Raw genomic sequence first — 17,173 nt, forward strand, 5'->3', positions numbered from 1 at the left:
CCCTCACCCGGCGATCGCCGCGATGCGCAGCCACGACCAGTAAGCCGCCGCCGAGCCGATCAGGTACAGCAGCGCCGTGCGCAGCCGCCCGGTCCACGGCCATCGGCGCGAGACCCGCCACAGCGCCCAGCAGGCGCCGACCGTCATCAGCTGGCCGATCTCGACGCCGACGTTGAAGGTCAGCAGCGCGACCAGCAGGTGGTTCTCCGGCAGGCCGATCTCGCGCAGCGCGCCGGCAAAGCCGAGCCCGTGCACCAGTCCGAACAGGAAGGCCACCAGCGCCGGCCAGCGGCGCGCCAGCGTCTCGCGGCCCTTCGATGGTTTCAGCGCCTCGCACGCGACCAGCACGATGGACAGCGCGATCGTGGCCTCCACCGGCGGCGGCCGCAGCTGCAGCCAGCCCAGTGCGCTCATGCCCAGCGTCAGGCTGTGCGCCGCGGTGAACGCGGTGATCGTCCACAGCAGCTGGCGCCGGAAGCCCACCAGGAACAGCAGCCCGATCACGAACATCAGGTGGTCGATGCCGGCCAGGATGTGCTCCACGCCCAGCAGCGTGTAGGCGCGGGCGATCTCGCCCATGCCGCGCCTGTCCTGCGCCGAGCCGAACAGCTGCACCGACGGCTGCCCCGCCGTCAGCGTGTAGACGCTGGTCTGGCCGTCGATCCAGAACACCTTCACCAGCGCGGCCGAGTACTGGCGGCCGACGCCGTCCATCGTCAGCGTGCCCTTCAGCCCCGACTTGCCGCAATGCAGGTTCAGGCCTTCCGCCGTGCAGCCCTCGGGCCACGCCGGCGCGAGCACTTCCTCGGCGGCGCGCTTCTCGCTCGCCGTCCATTGCCAGATGAATTCGCCGGGCGCGGTCTCGCGCACCTGCATCTCGGCCATGCTCATCTCGTGCGCCCGCGCACTGCCGCCCGCCAGCGCGGCCGCTGCCATCAGCAGGCCGAGCATCCGTCGCATCCAGAGGCTCATTTCGATTCGCCTCCGAGGGCGGCGGACGGCGCGGTGGTCGACGTGGTCGCCGCTGTCGCCGTCGTCGCGGTGGTCTCACGGCGGATCGTGTACTTGCGGCTCAGCGCGAGGACTGCCGCACTGCGCTGCTCCGACAGCGTCGCATCGGTCCAGTCCTGCAACACGACGCCGCGCAGCCTGTTGAAGTCGCCGGGTCGGGCCGGCGTCGTCGAGACCAGCCGCATGGCGCGCCAGGCCGGATTGCCGCCTTCAACAGTGCGGAACACGCGCCATTCGCCGATGGCCGACGACTCGATCGCCTTCGCGAAGTCCGTGCCGTAGCTTTGCACGAGGTTGGCATGCGGACGGCCCTTGAAGACGCGCAGGCCGGCGCCGGTGTCGCCCGATGCGCCGCCATTCGCTCCACCCGCGCCGCCGTTGAGCTTCGCGACGAAGGCGCGCAGGGCCGCTTCATCGGCGTCGCCGGCCAGCACGGCCTCCTCGAAGTCGAAGCGCGCGGGATCGTCGTACTTCTCGCGATGCGACTCGAACCAGCCGCGCAGGTGCGCGTCGTCGGCCGGCGGCAGCTTCACGCCGGCGTCGATCATGCTGAGCGACTTGAAGATCACGCGCTCGCGGATCGCCGTATCGCCCTTGTCGAGCTGCAATGCGAGGCCTTCGCGGTACAGCACCTCGTTGTCGAGCCAGACCTGGCGCAGCGCGGCGAGCTCCTTCGCATCGGGCGCGCGGCCGCGCGAGGCGGTGAACACCTGCGTCGCCTCCGCATCGACCTCGGGGCCGACGACGATCCGCATCGGATCGTCCGCGCGGCTGACCATCACGTGGTCCACGCCGAACAGCACGCCGCCCAGCAGCAGGAAGTGCAGCAGCGGCTCGCGCGTCCACGAGGGCCAGCCGCCCTTGGACGACGAAGAAGAGGTAGAAGCAGCGCGCGCTTCGGCGGGGGGCATCGTCATCGACATGGCAATCGGATCACTTCTGAAAATGGAAATGCGCCGCGCGTCGAAACGCGCGGCGCCGAGGGCTTCAGTGCGACTGGGTTACTTCACACCTGCCACTTGCGTCGAACCGCTCACTTCGATGTAGACGGGGTTGCTGTAGAACCAGAGGTCCGACCAGGCGGCCACGTCGTAGGCCACGTACTTCACGCCGCCGACGGTCGGGAGGTGGTTCGGGCAGCCGTCGATGGTCGTGCCGGTGTAGGTCGCGCCGTTGGCCGGGACGTTGGTCCCCACCGTCGTGCAGGCGATGCGCAGCTTGGACGAGTCGTTGGCGTTGGTGTACAGGTCCGCCAGCGGATTGCCGCTGCCGTCGGTCTCGAACGGCACCGACGCCGGCAGGTTGGTGCCGCGCAGCCGCACGTACTGCGAGGCGGTCACCGCCGGGATGCGGGTGCTCATCTTCAGGAACTGCGTGCTGTCCGCGCCCGAGATCACCTTGACCCACGGCGACGAGCCGGCGCCGTTGAAGCTGCGGATCACCGCGGCCGTCGTGTTCTTCGCCGCGGCGGGGACGTTGGCCAGGCCGGTGGTCGTGCCGTCGGTGCGCAGCCAGTTGGTGTTGCGCGGCCATTCGCCGGCGTAGTCGGCCGAGCCCGGCGCGCGGTAGCCGCTGACCAGACCGCGGATCAGATCGATGTGGTCCAGCACCGGCTGGTTGATCGGCTGCTCGATGCCGACCTGCTTCAGCGACGGATTCGGGAAGCTGTAGGGCGAGTAGTTCGTGCCCGCCGGATCGCGCACCGCGACGGCGACGACGAGCTCGGCGCCCGGACGCACCACCAGCTTCTCGCCCATCGTGGCGCAGCCGGCCACGTCGGTGTCGGTGTTGCCGGTGGCGGCGTTCAGCGCGAGCTGCTCCACCGAGGCGCTGCTGCGCGCGCCCGGGCCGGCGTAGGACGCGCAGACGACCACGGCCAGGCGATCGATCAGCTGGCCGGTCGTCGACCAGGCGTTGCCCGAGCGCAGCCCGTTGACGATGGCTTGCGGGCGCAGCTTGTCGGTGCCGTTGCGGACCATCGCGTAGGTGCGCTGGTACTCGCCGGGGTAGAAGTCCTGCGTCGAGCGGCGGTCATCGGGACCGAAGCTGCCGCGGTTGTGCCAGTCGGAGCTGGCGAAGAACCAGAAGTTGCGGCCCTCGCCGAGCAGCGCGTCCCACACGCCGCCGACCACGCCCGCGTACACGCCGGTGCCGCCGAAGGTCGTGCCGCCGACGGAGTCGACCTTCTCACTGCCGAAGGTGTTGCGGTTGACCTGGTACTCGCCGCGGTTGGCCGAGGCGCCGTGGCCCGGCTGCGATTCGAAGCCGAAGGCGATGCCCGGGGCGGCGTTGTTGAAGTTGCGCAGGTGCTCGACGTTGAAGCCCTGGTTGCCGTCGGCATAGAACGGGCCGGCGCGCTCCAGGTGGGCCGGCACGTAGTAGCTGGCGGTCGCATGGTTCTGCGCCATCCACTTCAAGGCCTCGACCGTCTTCAGGTGGCCGCGCGTGCCGACGCCGGCGCCGCTCGCGGGCATCAGTTTCTGGGCCTGTGCGTTCCAGCTCACGTCGGCCTGGCTGTTGCTGCCCGGGACCGCGCAGTTCCAGTTGTTGCCCACGTTGGAGCCGGTGACGTTGCCACGGCTGCGGTCGGTGTCGCCGCGGTCGAAGCAGTACGACCATTGCGCCAGCGCGTCCGCGTTGCCCAGCGCGGCGAAGCTGCCGCTGGCGGGCAGCTGCGTGGCATCGATGCCGTTGGGCATCTGGCCCGTCACGATGGACATCGAGCTGTGCTCATGGCCGGCCACCACCGATTCCATGCCGATGAACAGCGGCAGGTTCTTCGCGACCGACAGGTACTCCAGCAGCGGGTACTGGAACTCCTGGATCGACTGCCAGCGCCACATGTTGCCGTTGCCGCCGACGCCGCCGTTGTCGCCCTTGATCGCGGCCGCGCCGATGCTGGCGGACCAGGTCGTCGTCGGACCCTGCCCTTGCACGAACGGGTAGGCCGGCGTGGACAGCGAGGCGTCCTCGACCAGCGTGCAGTTGCGGTTGCCGTTGCCGCCGTGGCCGGCCTGGACGAACCAGTCCAGGCCCCAGGGGGTGTCCTGCTTGTCGGTGACCTTCTTCACCAGCTTCTGCATCGAGATCGAGCCGTCCGAGCAGGTGGTGTGGTTGTGGAAGTCGCCGCTGACGTAGCGGCCGGGGGTCTTGCCCGCGGCGGCGGCCGGTGCCGGCGCGGTGGTCAGCGAGAGGGAGCCGAGGGCGGCGAGCGCGGCGAGGGCGACGTCGCGTCGGGCGAAGGGGAAGCGCATGGTGGTTGCTCCAGGAGTCAGCGAGGACCGGATGAGGAAAAAGTCACGCGCAGCGTAGAAAGCCGGCTTGACCGAGCCGTGACAGCGCCGCGGCAGGACCCGGAATCGCGTCCCCTGAAACCAGGGACGCGGGAAACCCGTGGAACGAGACTTCCGTCACGCGACTGCCTTGGACGGATTCGAGACTCGCGGCCGAAGCGTCCCGACGTGCAGGCCCGATCCGCGCGGTTTGCATGCGGGAGGCAACCCCTGACCCCCACCGGAGAACCTCCATGAAGCGTGCTGCTTCCACCGCCTTGCTGTCCCTGGCCGCGCTGTCGGCCCTCGCCCTGTCCGCGGCGCCGGCCCATGCCGCCAACGCGTGGATCGACTTCGACGGCCCGACGAGCTTCGCGTCGGTCGACGACTACTACAACGGCGGCACCGACGGCGCCGGCCTGAGCGGCGCCAACCTGGGCGTGTCGTTCAGCGGCTCGATCCTGGGCCTGGCCAACGACGGCCTGGCCGACAGCCCGAGCGGCAACTACTTCAGCAACGCGCCGACGATGGGCGGCGTGATGTTCAACAACATCGGCGAGACCGGTCTGATGAACGTCGCCAAGGGCTTCACCGGCGAGGTGTCGCTGTACTACTCGTCGGCGAGCGCGCTGGCCAGCGCGGTCACGATCTACAGCGGCCTGAACGGCACGGGCTCGATCCTGGGCTCGTTCTCGCTGGCCAACAACGCGCAGCTGGGCTGCTCGGAGTCGTCGTACTGCCACTTCGACCTGGCGTCGGTGAGCTTCGCCGGCGTGGGGCGCTCGCTGGTGTTCAGCGGCGGGCTGAATGGCGCGATCGACAACATCGCCATCACGGCAGTGCCGGAGCCGGGTACCTACGCGCTGATGCTCGCCGGCCTCGCGGCCGTCGGGTTCGTGGCGCGGCGCAAGCGGGCGCAGTAAGTCTGCACCGGGGCCTGCCCGGCCCCGCACCGACGATCAATGCGCCTGGAGGCGCATTGATTGTCATCAGCTGCCGCAGGTCTTGAAGAGCAGGCGCGCGTCGTAGAGTTGCTTCTTGAGATCGATCTCACTCACGGAGCGCCGCAAACGATAGTCCGCGATCACGCGCTGATCCTTCTGGCGGCTCAGGAGCCGGTGCAGGTCGACCGATTGACACTTCTGCTTCGACGTGCAGGCACCGTTTGGCGCGCCGAGCCTGTCGATCAGGCGCTGATGAATGCCGCCCTGCGGTTTCGCGACTTGGCCGCGCCGGGCCAGCCCACGCTCCCACGCCAGACATCGGTGGAAAGACGCGTAGTACGCGCGGGAAATGGCAGAACGCCGCCACGGCTCACCAACATGCCGGGCTTGCTCGCTGGCCAGTTCCAAAAGGTTTTCGGGTTTGATTGACATGCGATCTCCTCAGTCCAAGTCTTGATCCCAATCAAGACTCTCATCCGTTTCGTCGTCTCCAGCCCCTTGAACGAAGCTGAAGCAGAATCCGTGATAAGGCACGCCAACCTGATTGGCGAGCCCATCGAGTTCACGCGTCAAGTCACTGGCTCGCTTCCAGTCGGTGTCGACGCTCAACTCGATGAAGATGTCCATCGTGTCCTCCTCATGGAGGAAAAGGATCGCCATCTCACCAGCGCAGATCCGGACGCCATGCTTGAGGAGCACCTCGACCCCCAAGTGCAGGTGAAACAACACATCGCTGCAGCGAGTGTCCCAGTAGGCAAGGAACTTGCCGATCTCCCGCGGCGCCGATGCCCAGTCGACCGACTCTCCCCGGTCCCTGGCTTTGCGCTCAGACGGAGTTCCAAAGAACTCTTCGGGCACGCGCAACATGCGCATCAGCCGAGCCAATCCAGGCATGCCTTCCAGCGCATCAAGCTCCGCCGCGGTCGACGGGTTGACGGGCGACAGGGATGGCACCGACGCCGTCTCCGGCTCGGTCACGCGGTCATCGAGTGACTCCACCTCCGGCTCCATCTCCAGCTCCATCTCCAGCTCAGATTCCATTTCTGCAAACGCCATTTGCATATCTCTCCATGTCTACTGCGACAACCATCGAGCTCACGGCTCGGATGCATGCAGTGTCGAAGCGAAGAGGCGTTTGTCGATTCCCTCCGAAGGGCGTTCTGATGGGGGGCGTTGATTGAAGTAGGTCAGTCCCCCTGCGTCTACGCAGAAGAGGTCATTGATTCAGCGCGGCGTCAGAAGCTGCGGCGCAGCGTGACGCGCACGGTGCGCGGTTCGGCGGGATGCACGTGGCGATCGGCGACCGGTGTGGCCTCACCGGGCAGCTGCGACTCGTAGTAGTACTCGATGTCGTTGACCTTGCGGTCGAAGAGATTGAAGACGTCCAGCGTCAGCTCGGTCTTCGTGCCGACGCGCCGGCTCACGCGCAGGCTGGTCGTCAGCGACGAATGGGAACGCACGCTGTTGTCCTCGATCAGCGCGCCGCTGCCGAGGTAGCGCCATTGCAGGCTCGCCGACCAGGGCCCGAGTTCCCGCACCGTCACGCCCATCGAGGCCACCTGGTCGACCGCATTCGGAACGCGATTGCCGGCCGGATCGGCGTCGGAGAAACGCGCGTGCGTCCACGCAAGGTCCGCGTCGATCAGCAGCCAGGGCAGCGGCACATAGCGGTTGTTCCACTCGATGCCGCGCCGCCGGCTCGGCCGGTTGGCCTCGGTCGCGCCGGCGTCGCCGACGTAGACCAGCTCCGAATCGAAGTCCAGCTTCCACAGCGCCACCGAGCTCTGCAGCCCGGGCACGATCTCGCTGCGCAGGCCGAGCTCGTAGCCCCTGGCCTTCACCAGACCTTGCGCGGGGTCGCTCGCGCTGGTCACCCCGCGCGCGTCGTTGCTGTGGAAGCCGCGGCCGGCGTTGACGAACAGCTCCGTCTTCGCCCACGGCCCCAGCACCAGCGAGAACTTCGGCGACACCAGCGTCGCGCGCTCGCTGCCGGAGTTGCCCTCCCCCGCGCGGTGGTCCACGCGGAAGCGTCCCTGGTCGGCGCGCACGCCGAGCACCGAACGCGCCCACGGCGCGAGCTCGACACTGGTCTGGCCGTACACGCCGGACAAGGTCTCGCGCACATCGTCGTCGCGCGTCGTGTCGGTCGCCGGATCGACGACCACGCGCGCCACCGTCTTGAACAGCCCCACCCGCGCCCGGTCCTGGCGCACCTGGAAGCCGAACTCGGAACGCGCCGGCAGGCCGCCCAGCACGTGGTCGAACGCGTGACTCCCGCTCAGGCCGTAGACCTGGCGGTCGTCCTTCTGCGCGAACTGGTCGCCCACGTCGGGGCGCTCCATCGCGTAGGTGAAGTTGGAATACAGCGCCAGTTGATAGGCCATCGCATAGGCGGCCAGTCGCGTGCTGCGGCCCTCGGCATCGCGCTGCCATTCGGCGGACAGGCTGCTGCGGCGCGTGTTGCCGCCGTCGCTCGGGTCGACCGCATCGAAGCGCCCGAAGGGCCGCCCGTCGAAGCGGCCCGCATCGATCAGCCGTTGCGGCACCTGGTCCGTCGAGGTCCAGTCCGCGCGGTAGTCCATCAGCCCGATGCGCCAGCGGTCGCCGCCGGTGCCGCCCGTGCCCGCGGTGCCATCCGACAGGCTCAGCACCACGTTGCGACGCTTCAGGTCCTCCGGCAGCTGCCACGGACCGTCGTTGCGCATGCCCTCCGCGGCGCCGAGCAGCTGCATGCCGCCGCCGATGGCCGTCGAACCGGCCGCCAAGGCGCGCCGGTACTTGCCCTCCCCCAGCGTGAGCGCGACGAAGGGATCGTCGAGCCGGCGGAAGTAGGCGATGTCCGCCGACCCCGCGGCCGCGAAGTCGCCGTTGCCGGCGAAGTACGGCCCCTTGCGATAGTCAATGCGCTCGACCAGTTCCGGGATCAGGAAGTTGAGGTCCGAGTAGCCCTGCCCGTGCGCATGGCTGGGCATGTTGACCGGCAGCCCCATGACCGTCGTGGCGAAGTCGGTCCCGTGGTCCAGGTTGAAGCCGCGCAGGAAGTACTGGTTGGCCTTTCCGTCGCCGCTGTGCTGCGTGACGATCAGCCCCGGCACGAACTCCAGGACCTCGCCGGGGCGCAGCGCCGGGCGGCTCTTCAGCAGTTCGGCGCGCACCGCGCCCTGCGAGGCCGCGTCCGTCGTGCCGACGCCGTTGTCGTAATGGCGGCCGTTGAGCTCGACGCGGTCGAGCGCGACCGGCTCGGCCCTGGCGACCTGGACGGGTGTCGCCGCCTCGTCCCGCGGCGTGGCGGTCGCCTTGGCGGAGGAGGCGTCGACGCTCCCTGGAATCTGGGCACACGCGGGGCCGCAGACCGCCAACACCACCGCGCCGATGCGCGCCCTGTTCGCGGCCCTGGGCCCTCGCCTGATCGTCATCCGTCCGTCGCTCCGAGATCCCTCCGCACGGGAGGTGCGCAGTGCGGCGACTCTAGGCGGACGCTGTGAAGGTTCTCTGAAAACGCGGGGGTCGGGTTTTGCCCGTCACTGACGTGGGGGACAGCGCGGGCGATCAGTCGAGCCCGCGCAGCGGGTGCTCGGCGGCCGTCCAGGGGCTCTGGAAGAAGGCCTCGACGTCGGCGCGCGTCACGTCCTCGACGCGGGCCGGGTGCCATTTCGGCGCGTGGTCCTTGTCGATGGCCAGCGCGCGCACGCCCTCGACCGTCTCGCTGGCGGCGCCGGGCCGGAGGTGGAAGCAGTGATGCACCAGGTCGCGCTCCATGCGCAGGTCGTCGGCCAGGCTCATCGACGCGGCGCGCCGGATCTGCTCCAGCGTCACCGCCATCATCAGCGGCGAGCGCTGCTTCAGCGTCGCCAGGGTGTGCTGCGCCCAGGGATCGGCGTCCGCCTCGAGCGAGGCGAACAGCGCCGGCACCGAGGCCGCCGAGAAGTGCCTGTTGATCAGCGCCCGCGAGTTCCAGTGCTCGGCGACCGGCGCCAGGTCCACGCGCTCCATCACCGTCGCGACCACGTGCTCGGCGCTGTCCTGCACGCCGGTGCGGAACGCCTCGACGATCGCCGGGAGCTCGCTGCTCTGGACGAAGACATCGCCCAGGCCGAGCTCGATCGCGTCGCCCGCGCCGATGACCTGTCCGGTCAGCGCCAGCCACTCGCCGCTGCGGCCGGGGCAGCGCGACAGGAAGTAGCCGCCGCCCACGTCGGGGAACAGGCCGATGTTGGTCTCGGGCATCGCGAGCTTGGAGTGCTCCGTCAGCACGCGCAGCCGCGCGCCCTGGCTGATGCCCATGCCGCCGCCCATCACGACGCCGTCCATCAGCGCGATGAAGGGCTTGGGGAACTGGTGGATCCGGTGGTTGAGCGCGTATTCCTCGGTGAAGAACGCGTCCAGCGCGTCGTCACCGGCGAGCGCGGCCTGGTGGAAGAAGCGGATGTCGCCCCCGGCGCAGAACGCCGCGGGTTTGCCCTCGCGGCCCGCGCCCATCAAGGCGACGGCCTGGATCGCGGGATCCTTTGCCCACGCGGTCAGCAGCGCGGTCATGTCGCGGATCATGGCCAGCGACAGCGCGTTCAGCGCCTGCGGACGGTTCAAGGTGATCAGGCCCAGGCAGCCGTTGACCTCGGCCAGGACCTGCCCTTCGGATTGCAGCGACGGAATCACAGCGACATCTCTCCACTCGTAGAAGCTGCCGGGCGGCGCCACGCGGCCAGCAGCTCATTGCCTATCAATGCGGCCAGCACCATAACACCGCCGAGCAGCGCGGCCCGCGATGGCGCCTCATCCGCCAGCAGCCAGGCCCACAGCACGCCCAGCAGCACTTCCATCAGACCCAGCAGCGCCACCTCGGCCGCCGGCAGCACCCGCGTCAGCCGCACGACGATCAGGCACGGCAGCGCCAGCTGGAACACGCCCAGCCCGGCCAGCAGCAGCAGGTCCCGCCCCGAGGCCGCGAACGGCCAGGCCAGCGGCAGCGTCGCCAGCGCCGACAACAGCGCGCCGAACCAGACGGCGGGCAGCAGGTCGGTCTCGCCGTCGCCGGCGCGCGCCTGCAGCAGCGTCCAGTTGCTGGCCGCCGCGACGGGGACCGCCAGCGCGACGCCCATGCCCAGCCACGCGGCCGGGCCGGCGCTCATCTCGTTCGCGAACATCCAGGCGATGCCCGCACTCGCGACCCAGATCGCGAACCAGGTCCGCGCCGCCAGCCGCTGATGCAGGAAGACGCGCGCAAACAGCGCCGTCAGCAGCGGCCCCAGCGCCATGGTCACCAGCACGTTGGCCACGCCGGTCATCGTCAGCGCCAGCATGAAGGCCGTGTACATCACGGCCCAGCACAGGCCCGAGCCCAGCACCGACGGCGAGCGGCGCAGGCGCGGCAGCGCGCGCCGCCAGTAGTCCCGGCCGCGCAGCAGCGGCAGCAGGACCGTCAGCGCCAGCGCATTGAAGGCGCTGCGCCAGAAGGTCACCTCGAAGCCGCGCGCCGAATCCAGGTGGCGCGACACCGCGCCGGCCGTGCTCCACAGCAGCGTGACCAGCAGCATCAGCAGGACGGCGACACGGTGGCTCATGGCATCGGTCGACCTCATTCGGCCTCGTTCGTGTTCATCCGTCCTCATTCTTCCTGGTAGACGCCGACCACCGGCGCGCCGCCGGCCTCGACCCAGCCGCGGTACATGCCTTCGGTGTTGAAGCCGAGCCAGACGTTGCCCAGCGTGTCGACCGCGATCAGGCCGCCGTCGCCGCCCACCGTCGGCAGCTCGTCGAACACGACGCGCGCACAGGCCTCCGACAGCGGCAGGCCGCCGATGCGCATCAGCGCGCCGACCTCGTGGGCCGCGGCGGCGCGGATGAAGGCTTCCCCGGTGCCCGTGCAGGAGACGGCGACGCTGCGGTCGTCCGCATAACAACCGGCGCCGGGGATCGGAGAATCGCCGACGCGACCCGGCCGCTTGTTGGTCATCCCGCCGGTGGAGGTCGCCGCGGCGAGGTGGCCCGCCGCGTCGCGCACCACCGCGCCGACGGTGCCGAACTTGGTCTGTTCGTCGATGGGACCTTCGACGGTCGAGTCGGCCTCGGCGAGCGCCTGCTGCCCGTCATGATCCAGCACCTGGCCGAGCGCCGACGCCCTCGCCTTCTCCAGTTGCGCCAGCCGCTGCGGCGTGCCGAACCAGTCCGGCGCCACGCGCTCCAGGCCCTGCTCGAAGGCGAAGGTGTCCGCCGCCGTGCCGACCAGCAGCACGTGGCCGCTATGCGCCATCACCGCCCGCGCCGCGAGCACCGGATTGCGCACCCGCGTCACGCCTGCCACCGCGCCCGCCGCGCGATCGCGCCCGTCCATCACGCTGGCGTCAAGCTCATGCCGCTGGTCCGCCGTGTAGACCGCGCCCTTGCCGGCGTTGAAGAGCTCGCACTCCTCGAGCCGGCGCACGGCCTCGACCGCCACGTCCATCGCCGCGTCGCCGCGCGCCAGGCACGCCGCGCCGTCGGCCAGGATCTCCGCCAGCGCGGCCCGGTAGCGCGTCTCCATGTTCGCGCTCATGCTGGCGCGGCGGATCGTGCCCGCACCGCCGTGGATGGCGAGCACGGGCCGGGGAAGGGACGTCGCGAACAGGGTCGGGAGAGCGGTCGAGGAAGCGGTCGAGGGAGCGGTCGGGAGCGAGGCGGTCATGGCGGTTCTGCGGAGCCCGGAAGCCGCGCATTCTCCCCCCGCCCCCCGGGATGCCCCTGGCTTTGTCCCGGTCGGGACAGGAAAAAAGCGAACGCTCGTGCTAAAAACCGCCGCAGTTCCCTCGACAGGCGCGCCACAAGCGCCGGGCAAGACATCAAGGACCGCAGGAGACACACCAGCATGGACCTCAACTTCACTCCCGAAGAACAGGCCTTCCGGGCCGACATCCGCCAGTGGGTGGCGGAGCATCTTCCGAAGGACATCAGCCACAAGGTGCACAACGCGCTGCGGCTGAACAAGGACGATCTGCAGCGCTGGGCGCGCATCCTGGGCAAGCAGGGCTGGCACGGCTGGGCCTGGCCGAAGCAGTTCGGCGGCCCGGGCTGGAACGCCGTGCAGCGCCACCTGTTCGAAGAGGAATGCGCGCTGGCCGGCGCGCCGCGCGTCGTGCCCTTCGGGCCGGTGATGGTGGCGCCGGTGATCATGGCCTTCGGCTCGCGCGAGCAGCAGGAGCGCCACCTCCCCGGCATCATGAGCGGCGACGTCTGGTGGAGCCAGGGCTACAGCGAGCCGGGCTCCGGGTCGGACCTCGCCTCGGTGAAGACGCGCGCCGAACGCCGCGGCGACACCTACGTCGTCAACGGCCAGAAGACCTGGACCACGCTGGGCCAGTACGGCGACTGGATCTTCTGCCTCGTGCGCACCGATGCGAGCGTCAAGCCGCAGGCCGGCATCTCCTTCCTGCTGATCGACATGAAGTCGCCCGGCGTGACCGTGCGTCCCATCACCATGCTCGACGGCGAGCACGAGGTGAACGAGGTCTTCTTCGACGACGTGGTGGTCCCCGCGGAGAACCTGGTCGGCGAGGAGAACAAGGGCTGGACCTACGCCAAGTACCTGCTCGCGCACGAGCGCACCAACATCGCCGACGTCAACCGCGGCAAGCGCGAGCTCGAACGCCTCAAGCGCATCGCCAAGGCCGAGGGCGTCTACGACGACCCGCGCTTCCGCGACCAGATCGCGTTGCTGGAGGTGGACATCGTCGCGCTCGAGATGATGGTGCTGCGCGTGCTGTCGGCCGAGTCCAGCGGCAAGCAGTCGCTGGACGTCGCCGGCCTGCTGAAGATCCGCGGCAGCGAGATCCAGCAGCGCTACACCGAGCTGATGATGCTGGCCGCCGGGCCGTACTCGACGCCCTTCATCCAGGAAGCGATGGAGGCCGGCTGGCAGGGCGACCAGGTCGGCGCGGCCCACTGCGCGCCGCTGGCGAGCCACTACTTCAACTATCGCAAGACGACGATCTACGGCGGCTCGAACGAGGTTCAACGCAACATCGTCGCGCAGACGGTTCTGGGCTGAGGCAGGAGACACGACATGGATTTCGATTTCACCGAAGACCAGAACTCGCTGCGCGACGCGGTGCGGCGCTATGTGGACAAGGACTACGGCTTCGAGCAGCGCCGCGCGATCGTGAAGGCGGGCGGCTTCTCGCGCGACGCGTGGAACGCGCTGGCCGGACTGGGCCTGACCGCGCTCGCGGTGCCCGAGGCCCACGGCGGCCTGGGCTTCGGCCCGGCCGAGGCGATGGTCGTGATGGAAGAGCTGGGCCGCGGCCTGGTGATGGAGCCGTATGCGCAGGGCGGGCTGGTCGCGCCGGCCGTGCTCGCGCACGCCGGCGATGACGTTCAAGGCGAGTGGCTGCCGCGCATCGCGGGCGGCGAGGCGCTGGTCGTGCTGGCGCATCAGGAGCGCAAGGCGCGTTACCGACTCGACGTCTGCGACACGATCGCGACGGCGGATCACCGCCTGACCGGCGCGAAGAGCGTCGTCCCGGCCGGCGACGCGGCCGACGCCTTCATCGTGCCGGCCTGCGCGGGCGGCGCCGGCGCGAGCATCGCGCTGTACCTCGTCGCGAAGGACGCGGCCGGTGTCTCGCTGCGCGGCTACGCGCTGCATGACGGATCGCGCGCCGCCGAGCTCACGCTCAAGAACACCCCCGCTACGCTGCTGGTCGGTCCCGACCGCGGCCTAGCGGTGCTGGAGCACGCCGTCGACATCGCCATCGCCGCGCAGGCGGCCGAGGCCGTCGGCGCGATGGACCGCTTCGTCGCGTTGACGGCGGAATACCTGAACACGCGCAAGCAGTTCGGCGTCGCGATCGCGAGCTTCCAGGCGCTGCGCCACCGCATGGCCGACGTGAAGATGCAGCTGGAGCTGGCGCGCTCGATGAGCTACTTCGCCACGCTCAAGCTGAACGAGCCGGCGGACGCGCGCCGCCGCGCGATCTCGCAGGCCAAGGTGCAGCTGGGTCAGTCGATGCGCTTCGTCGGCCAGCAGTGCACGCAGCTGCACGGCGGCATCGGCGTGACCGACGAGTACATCGGCAGCCACTACTTCAAGCGCCTGGCCGTCATGGAGATGCAGTACGGCGACTCGCTGCACCACCTCGGCGAGGTGAGTGCGCGTATGCAGGACACGGCCGGCGTCTTCGCCTGACGCAGCGGCGATTCGGGCGCACCGCGTCGTTGGAAATCCTCGCCATAGCGCTGCTATGGCTCCGGTTTCCGCCTAGCGGTGCATCCCGACTCGCCGCTGCGTACACTGGCGTGGCTCGCCCCTGCTGCGGCGAGGGAGCCTGCCATGTCTTTCGCCCCCTCCTCCCTGATCGTCGGCCTGCTGCTCGCGGCCGGCGTCGTGTCCGCTTCCGCCCAGGACTTCAAGCCCGGGTTGTGGGAGATCAAGCAGAAGCCCCAGCTCGATCCGCAGCGTCAGGCGCAGATGGAGCAGATGCAGAAGCAGATGGCGGCGCTGCCGCCCGAGCAGCGCAAGCAGATGGAATCGATGATGTCGCAGCACGGCGTCAGCATGAACTTCCAGGGCGGCGAGCTGACGCTCAAATCCTGCGTCACGAAGGAACAGGCCGACCGCGCCGCGATGCCGCGCACCGACGGCAAGTGCGAACACGACAGCAAGCGCACCGGCGACACGATGCTGGTGAACTTCCGCTGCACCAATCCGGCCTCGGAAGGGACCAACGAGATCACCTTCCTCGGCCCGGACCATTACAAGACCAAGAGCGAGATCCGCGCACAGCGCGACGGCAAGACCGAGGTGCTGCGCTCCACCGGCGAGGCCCGCTACCTGGGCAGCGACTGCGGCTCGCTGAAGCCGCAGGGTGGCAAGCCTTGAGCGGATCCCCGACCGGCGCCTTGACCGGCCCTTTGACCGACCCGTTGCACGAGCCGTTGCACGAGCCGTTGCACGACCCGTTGCCCGAAGCATCGCCCGACGCCGGCGCCCTGTGCGACGTCGCCGGCCTGAAGGTCGGCCACTTCACGCATCCGTCGGTGCCCACCGGCTGCAGCGTCGTGCTGTGCGAGGCCGGCGCGACCGCCGGCGTCGATGTGCGCGGCGCCGCGCCGGGCACGCGCGACCTCGAACTGCTCCGTCCCGAGAACACCGTGCAGCAGGTCCACGCGATCCTGCTGACCGGCGGCAGCGCGTTCGGCCTTGCCGCCGCGGACGGCGTGATGCGCTGGCTGGCGGAGCGGGGGCACGGCTTCCGTGTCGGCCAGGTGCGGGTGCCCATCGTGCCGGCCGCGGTGCTCTTCGATCTCTGGCTGCACGGGGCGCAGACCGCGCCCGATGCGGCGGCCGGCCGCGCGGCCTGCGACGCAGCGTCGGCCAATGAGCGCTCGCGCGGACGCATCGGCGCCGGCACGGGCGCGACGGTGGGCAAGCTGCTGGGCGTCGAGCGCTCGATGCCGGGCGGACTGGGCATGGCGTCCGTGCGCATCGGCGGCGTGACGCTGTCGGCGATGGTGGCGGTGAACGCGGTGGGCGACGTCGTCGATCCGCGCGGCGGCGAGGTGATCGCGGGCTCGCGCGGCGCGGACGGCCGTCCGCGATCGACGGTCCAGGCGCTGCTTGACGGCGAACGCCCCGGCGGTGCGCTGCAGGGCAGCGCCACGACGATCGGCGTCATCGCGACCGACGCGCGCCTGACGAAGGCGCAAGCCACCAAGCTGGCCCAGATCGCGCATGACGGCCTGGCACGCGCCATCCACCCGGTTCACACGGTGATGGACGGGGACGTGATGTTCGCGCTCGCCACCGGCGCCGCGGACGTCGACGGCGACATGACGCTGCTCGGTGGGGTCGCCGCGGAAGTGGTGGCGCGGGCGATCGTGGACGCGGTCCGGGTTCAGTCGCGCTGAGGGTCCGCTCTGGTTTGACAACCCCGGCCGGCTGTCAGCCTCCCATCCCCGCGACCCGCGCCGGACGGGTCATCTGTCAAGGCAGATCCCGCGCTGCCAGCATCAGGCGGCCGAAGGCCATCAGTGACGCGAGGTCCTCGGCGCGGAACAGCTCCGGGCCGCGATCGCGACGGATGGTCAGGCATTCGTCCAGCACGACATCCTCCAGTTCGTCCGCGAAGATCGGGAAGCGGCGATGCACCTCGAGCAATGCGTGGGCGGCCGCGAACGTGGCGCCGGTGTGCTGCCCTTGCGCGCACTGGAACGCCACGTGCGCCGTGGACGCCGCGCGGGCCAGATGCACGCTGGTGTCGAGCAATCGCTGGGGCGAAATGGGCTTGTCGTCGTCCACAGGCACCCGGATCCAGTCCAGCGACTGCGACAGGTCGCGCGGCGCATCGCCATCCGCGGCCGGCGTCTGCCGACCGGGCTGGAGGCTGAGCTCGATCTTGCGGACGTGGTCTTCGGCCGCTCCCGGCCCCACGCCGCGCAACGGGGCCTCGCGCCCCTTCCGTGCAAAGCGGGCGACCCCGTCCTCATTGACGAAGGCCGGCTTTCCGCCGTCCAGGGGACTCGCGTGTGCAGGCTGTCTGTCATTCGACGAGCGAAGGTCCACGACCCAGCCGATCTGGTGCTTCACGCAGGCACGGGCAAAACACAGCGCCTCCTGGACCGTCGGCGACGCCATCAGCACCGGACCGTCGCGCAGGCGGCTGGCGTGCGGCAGCCCGTCGCCCAGCAGCGTCTCCTCGTTGAGATGGGCCGGCGTGCGCGAGCCCGCCGGCGCGGGGGGACAGCGCGGCAGCGTCGCTGTCTCGGCTCCCAATTGGTCGTGGAGGCGCCGGCCCTCGACCTGATTGCCGGCCTGATTGCCGGCCTGAGCGTCGGCCTGAGCGTGGGGTTCGACCTGCCCGTTCAAGGAGATGGAAGTGCGTTGGACGATGGATGGCATGGCGGCGAGGACCGGTTCGGAGGTGCCGTGTAGGTGCCCCGCACGCCCCCACCCATCCCACTGACGAACGTCCAACA

General features: G+C 69.8%; 15 protein-coding genes. 5 read left to right on the forward strand and 10 right to left on the reverse strand.

Annotation, left to right across the window (positions count from 1 at the left end; genetic code table 11):
• Positions 1 to 3 precede the first annotated feature (3 nt).
• The 3 genes from AC07PR_RS06615 to AC07PR_RS06625 form a co-directional block, all read right to left on the reverse strand.
• Positions 4 to 972 carry a HupE/UreJ family protein gene (locus tag AC07PR_RS06615; protein ID WP_495134771.1) on the reverse strand — a complete coding sequence of 323 codons (969 nt, stop codon included), beginning with the start codon at positions 970 to 972 and terminating at the stop codon, positions 4 to 6.
• Positions 969 to 1,928, reverse strand: coding sequence for a peptidyl-prolyl cis-trans isomerase (locus tag AC07PR_RS06620; RefSeq protein WP_495134772.1), 960 nt, complete (start codon positions 1,926 to 1,928; stop codon positions 969 to 971). The genes AC07PR_RS06615 and AC07PR_RS06620 overlap by 4 nt, the downstream gene beginning before the upstream one ends.
• Before the next feature lie 84 nt (positions 1,929 to 2,012).
• The gene (locus tag AC07PR_RS06625) at positions 2,013 to 4,265 is read right to left on the reverse strand and encodes a hypothetical protein (RefSeq protein ID WP_495134773.1); all 2,253 of its coding nucleotides are present in this window, start codon (positions 4,263 to 4,265) and stop codon (positions 2,013 to 2,015) included.
• Positions 4,266 to 4,537: 272 nt separating this feature from the next.
• Between AC07PR_RS06625 and AC07PR_RS06630 the strand changes: the two genes are divergently transcribed.
• A complete protein-coding gene (locus AC07PR_RS06630) occupies positions 4,538 to 5,206 on the forward strand; it encodes a PEP-CTERM sorting domain-containing protein (protein WP_495134774.1) in 669 nt (222 codons plus the stop codon).
• A 66-nt stretch (positions 5,207 to 5,272) separates the two neighbouring features.
• Here the strand turns inward: AC07PR_RS06630 and AC07PR_RS06635 are convergent, their stop codons facing one another.
• The 6 genes from AC07PR_RS06635 to AC07PR_RS06660 form a co-directional block, all read right to left on the reverse strand.
• Positions 5,273 to 5,659, reverse strand: a complete 387-nt coding sequence (locus tag AC07PR_RS06635; protein WP_483105791.1) for a hypothetical protein — start codon at positions 5,657 to 5,659, stop codon at positions 5,273 to 5,275.
• A gap of 9 nt (positions 5,660 to 5,668) precedes the next feature.
• Positions 5,669 to 6,283: a hypothetical protein gene (locus AC07PR_RS06640; RefSeq protein WP_495134775.1), complete on the reverse strand. Its 615-nt coding sequence runs from the start codon at positions 6,281 to 6,283 to the stop codon at positions 5,669 to 5,671.
• A 179-nt stretch (positions 6,284 to 6,462) separates the two neighbouring features.
• On the reverse strand, positions 6,463 to 8,643 hold the full coding sequence (locus tag AC07PR_RS06645) for a TonB-dependent receptor (RefSeq protein WP_495134776.1): 2,181 nt from the start codon (positions 8,641 to 8,643) through the stop codon (positions 6,463 to 6,465).
• Positions 8,644 to 8,776: 133 nt separating this feature from the next.
• On the reverse strand, positions 8,777 to 9,883 hold the full coding sequence (locus AC07PR_RS06650) for an enoyl-CoA hydratase/isomerase family protein (protein ID WP_495134777.1): 1,107 nt from the start codon (positions 9,881 to 9,883) through the stop codon (positions 8,777 to 8,779).
• Entirely contained in the window at positions 9,880 to 10,788 is a 909-nt protein-coding gene (locus tag AC07PR_RS06655) for a DMT family transporter (protein WP_495134778.1), read from the reverse strand. The genes AC07PR_RS06650 and AC07PR_RS06655 overlap by 4 nt, the downstream gene beginning before the upstream one ends.
• 44 nt (positions 10,789 to 10,832) lie before the next feature.
• Positions 10,833 to 11,888, reverse strand: a complete 1,056-nt coding sequence (locus AC07PR_RS06660; RefSeq protein ID WP_495134779.1) for an isoaspartyl peptidase/L-asparaginase family protein — start codon at positions 11,886 to 11,888, stop codon at positions 10,833 to 10,835.
• A 180-nt stretch (positions 11,889 to 12,068) separates the two neighbouring features.
• Here AC07PR_RS06660 and AC07PR_RS06665 point away from each other — a divergent pair, with 180 nt between their 5' ends.
• The 4 genes from AC07PR_RS06665 (at position 12,069) to AC07PR_RS06680 (ending at position 16,105) form a co-directional block, all read left to right on the forward strand.
• Positions 12,069 to 13,247 carry an acyl-CoA dehydrogenase family protein gene (locus AC07PR_RS06665; protein ID WP_377155987.1) on the forward strand — a complete coding sequence of 393 codons (1,179 nt, stop codon included), beginning with the start codon at positions 12,069 to 12,071 and terminating at the stop codon, positions 13,245 to 13,247.
• A 15-nt stretch (positions 13,248 to 13,262) separates the two neighbouring features.
• Positions 13,263 to 14,384 (forward strand): acyl-CoA dehydrogenase family protein, encoded by a 1,122-nt coding sequence (locus tag AC07PR_RS06670; protein WP_495134780.1) that lies wholly within the window; start codon positions 13,263 to 13,265, stop codon positions 14,382 to 14,384.
• Positions 14,385 to 14,528: 144 nt separating this feature from the next.
• Complete coding sequence (locus tag AC07PR_RS06675) at positions 14,529 to 15,077, forward strand: DUF3617 domain-containing protein (RefSeq protein ID WP_495134781.1); 549 nt, start codon at positions 14,529 to 14,531, stop codon at positions 15,075 to 15,077.
• 20 nt (positions 15,078 to 15,097) lie between these two features.
• Entirely contained in the window at positions 15,098 to 16,105 is a 1,008-nt protein-coding gene (locus AC07PR_RS06680; RefSeq protein ID WP_495134782.1) for a P1 family peptidase, read from the forward strand.
• A gap of 76 nt (positions 16,106 to 16,181) precedes the next feature.
• Here AC07PR_RS06680 and AC07PR_RS06685 read toward each other — a convergent pair whose 3' ends face one another.
• The gene (locus AC07PR_RS06685) at positions 16,182 to 17,171 is read right to left on the reverse strand and encodes a hypothetical protein (protein WP_495134783.1); all 990 of its coding nucleotides are present in this window, start codon (positions 17,169 to 17,171) and stop codon (positions 16,182 to 16,184) included.
• Positions 17,172 to 17,173 lie beyond the last annotated feature (2 nt).

It is taken from the genome of Roseateles sp. GW821-FHT09H11 (assembly GCF_059415845.1).

Bases quoted from the DNA above. Each gene is read 5' to 3' on its own strand.
- AC07PR_RS06615 (WP_495134771.1), bottom strand. From the start codon at position 972: ATGAGCCTCTGGATGCGACGGATGCTCGGCCTGCTGATGGCAGCGGCC.
- AC07PR_RS06620 (WP_495134772.1), bottom strand. From the start codon at position 1,928: ATGACGATGCCCCCCGCCGAAGCGCGCGCTGCTTCTACCTCTTCTTCG.
- AC07PR_RS06625 (WP_495134773.1), bottom strand. From the start codon at position 4,265: ATGCGCTTCCCCTTCGCCCGACGCGACGTCGCCCTCGCCGCGCTCGCC.
- AC07PR_RS06630 (WP_495134774.1), top strand. From the start codon at position 4,538: ATGAAGCGTGCTGCTTCCACCGCCTTGCTGTCCCTGGCCGCGCTGTCG.
- AC07PR_RS06635 (WP_483105791.1), bottom strand. From the start codon at position 5,659: ATGTCAATCAAACCCGAAAACCTTTTGGAACTGGCCAGCGAGCAAGCC.
- AC07PR_RS06640 (WP_495134775.1), bottom strand. From the start codon at position 6,283: ATGGCGTTTGCAGAAATGGAATCTGAGCTGGAGATGGAGCTGGAGATG.
- AC07PR_RS06645 (WP_495134776.1), bottom strand. From the start codon at position 8,643: ATGACGATCAGGCGAGGGCCCAGGGCCGCGAACAGGGCGCGCATCGGC.
- AC07PR_RS06655 (WP_495134778.1), bottom strand. From the start codon at position 10,788: ATGAGCCACCGTGTCGCCGTCCTGCTGATGCTGCTGGTCACGCTGCTG.
- AC07PR_RS06660 (WP_495134779.1), bottom strand. From the start codon at position 11,888: ATGACCGCCTCGCTCCCGACCGCTCCCTCGACCGCTTCCTCGACCGCT.
- AC07PR_RS06665 (WP_377155987.1), top strand. From the start codon at position 12,069: ATGGACCTCAACTTCACTCCCGAAGAACAGGCCTTCCGGGCCGACATC.
- AC07PR_RS06670 (WP_495134780.1), top strand. From the start codon at position 13,263: ATGGATTTCGATTTCACCGAAGACCAGAACTCGCTGCGCGACGCGGTG.
- AC07PR_RS06675 (WP_495134781.1), top strand. From the start codon at position 14,529: ATGTCTTTCGCCCCCTCCTCCCTGATCGTCGGCCTGCTGCTCGCGGCC.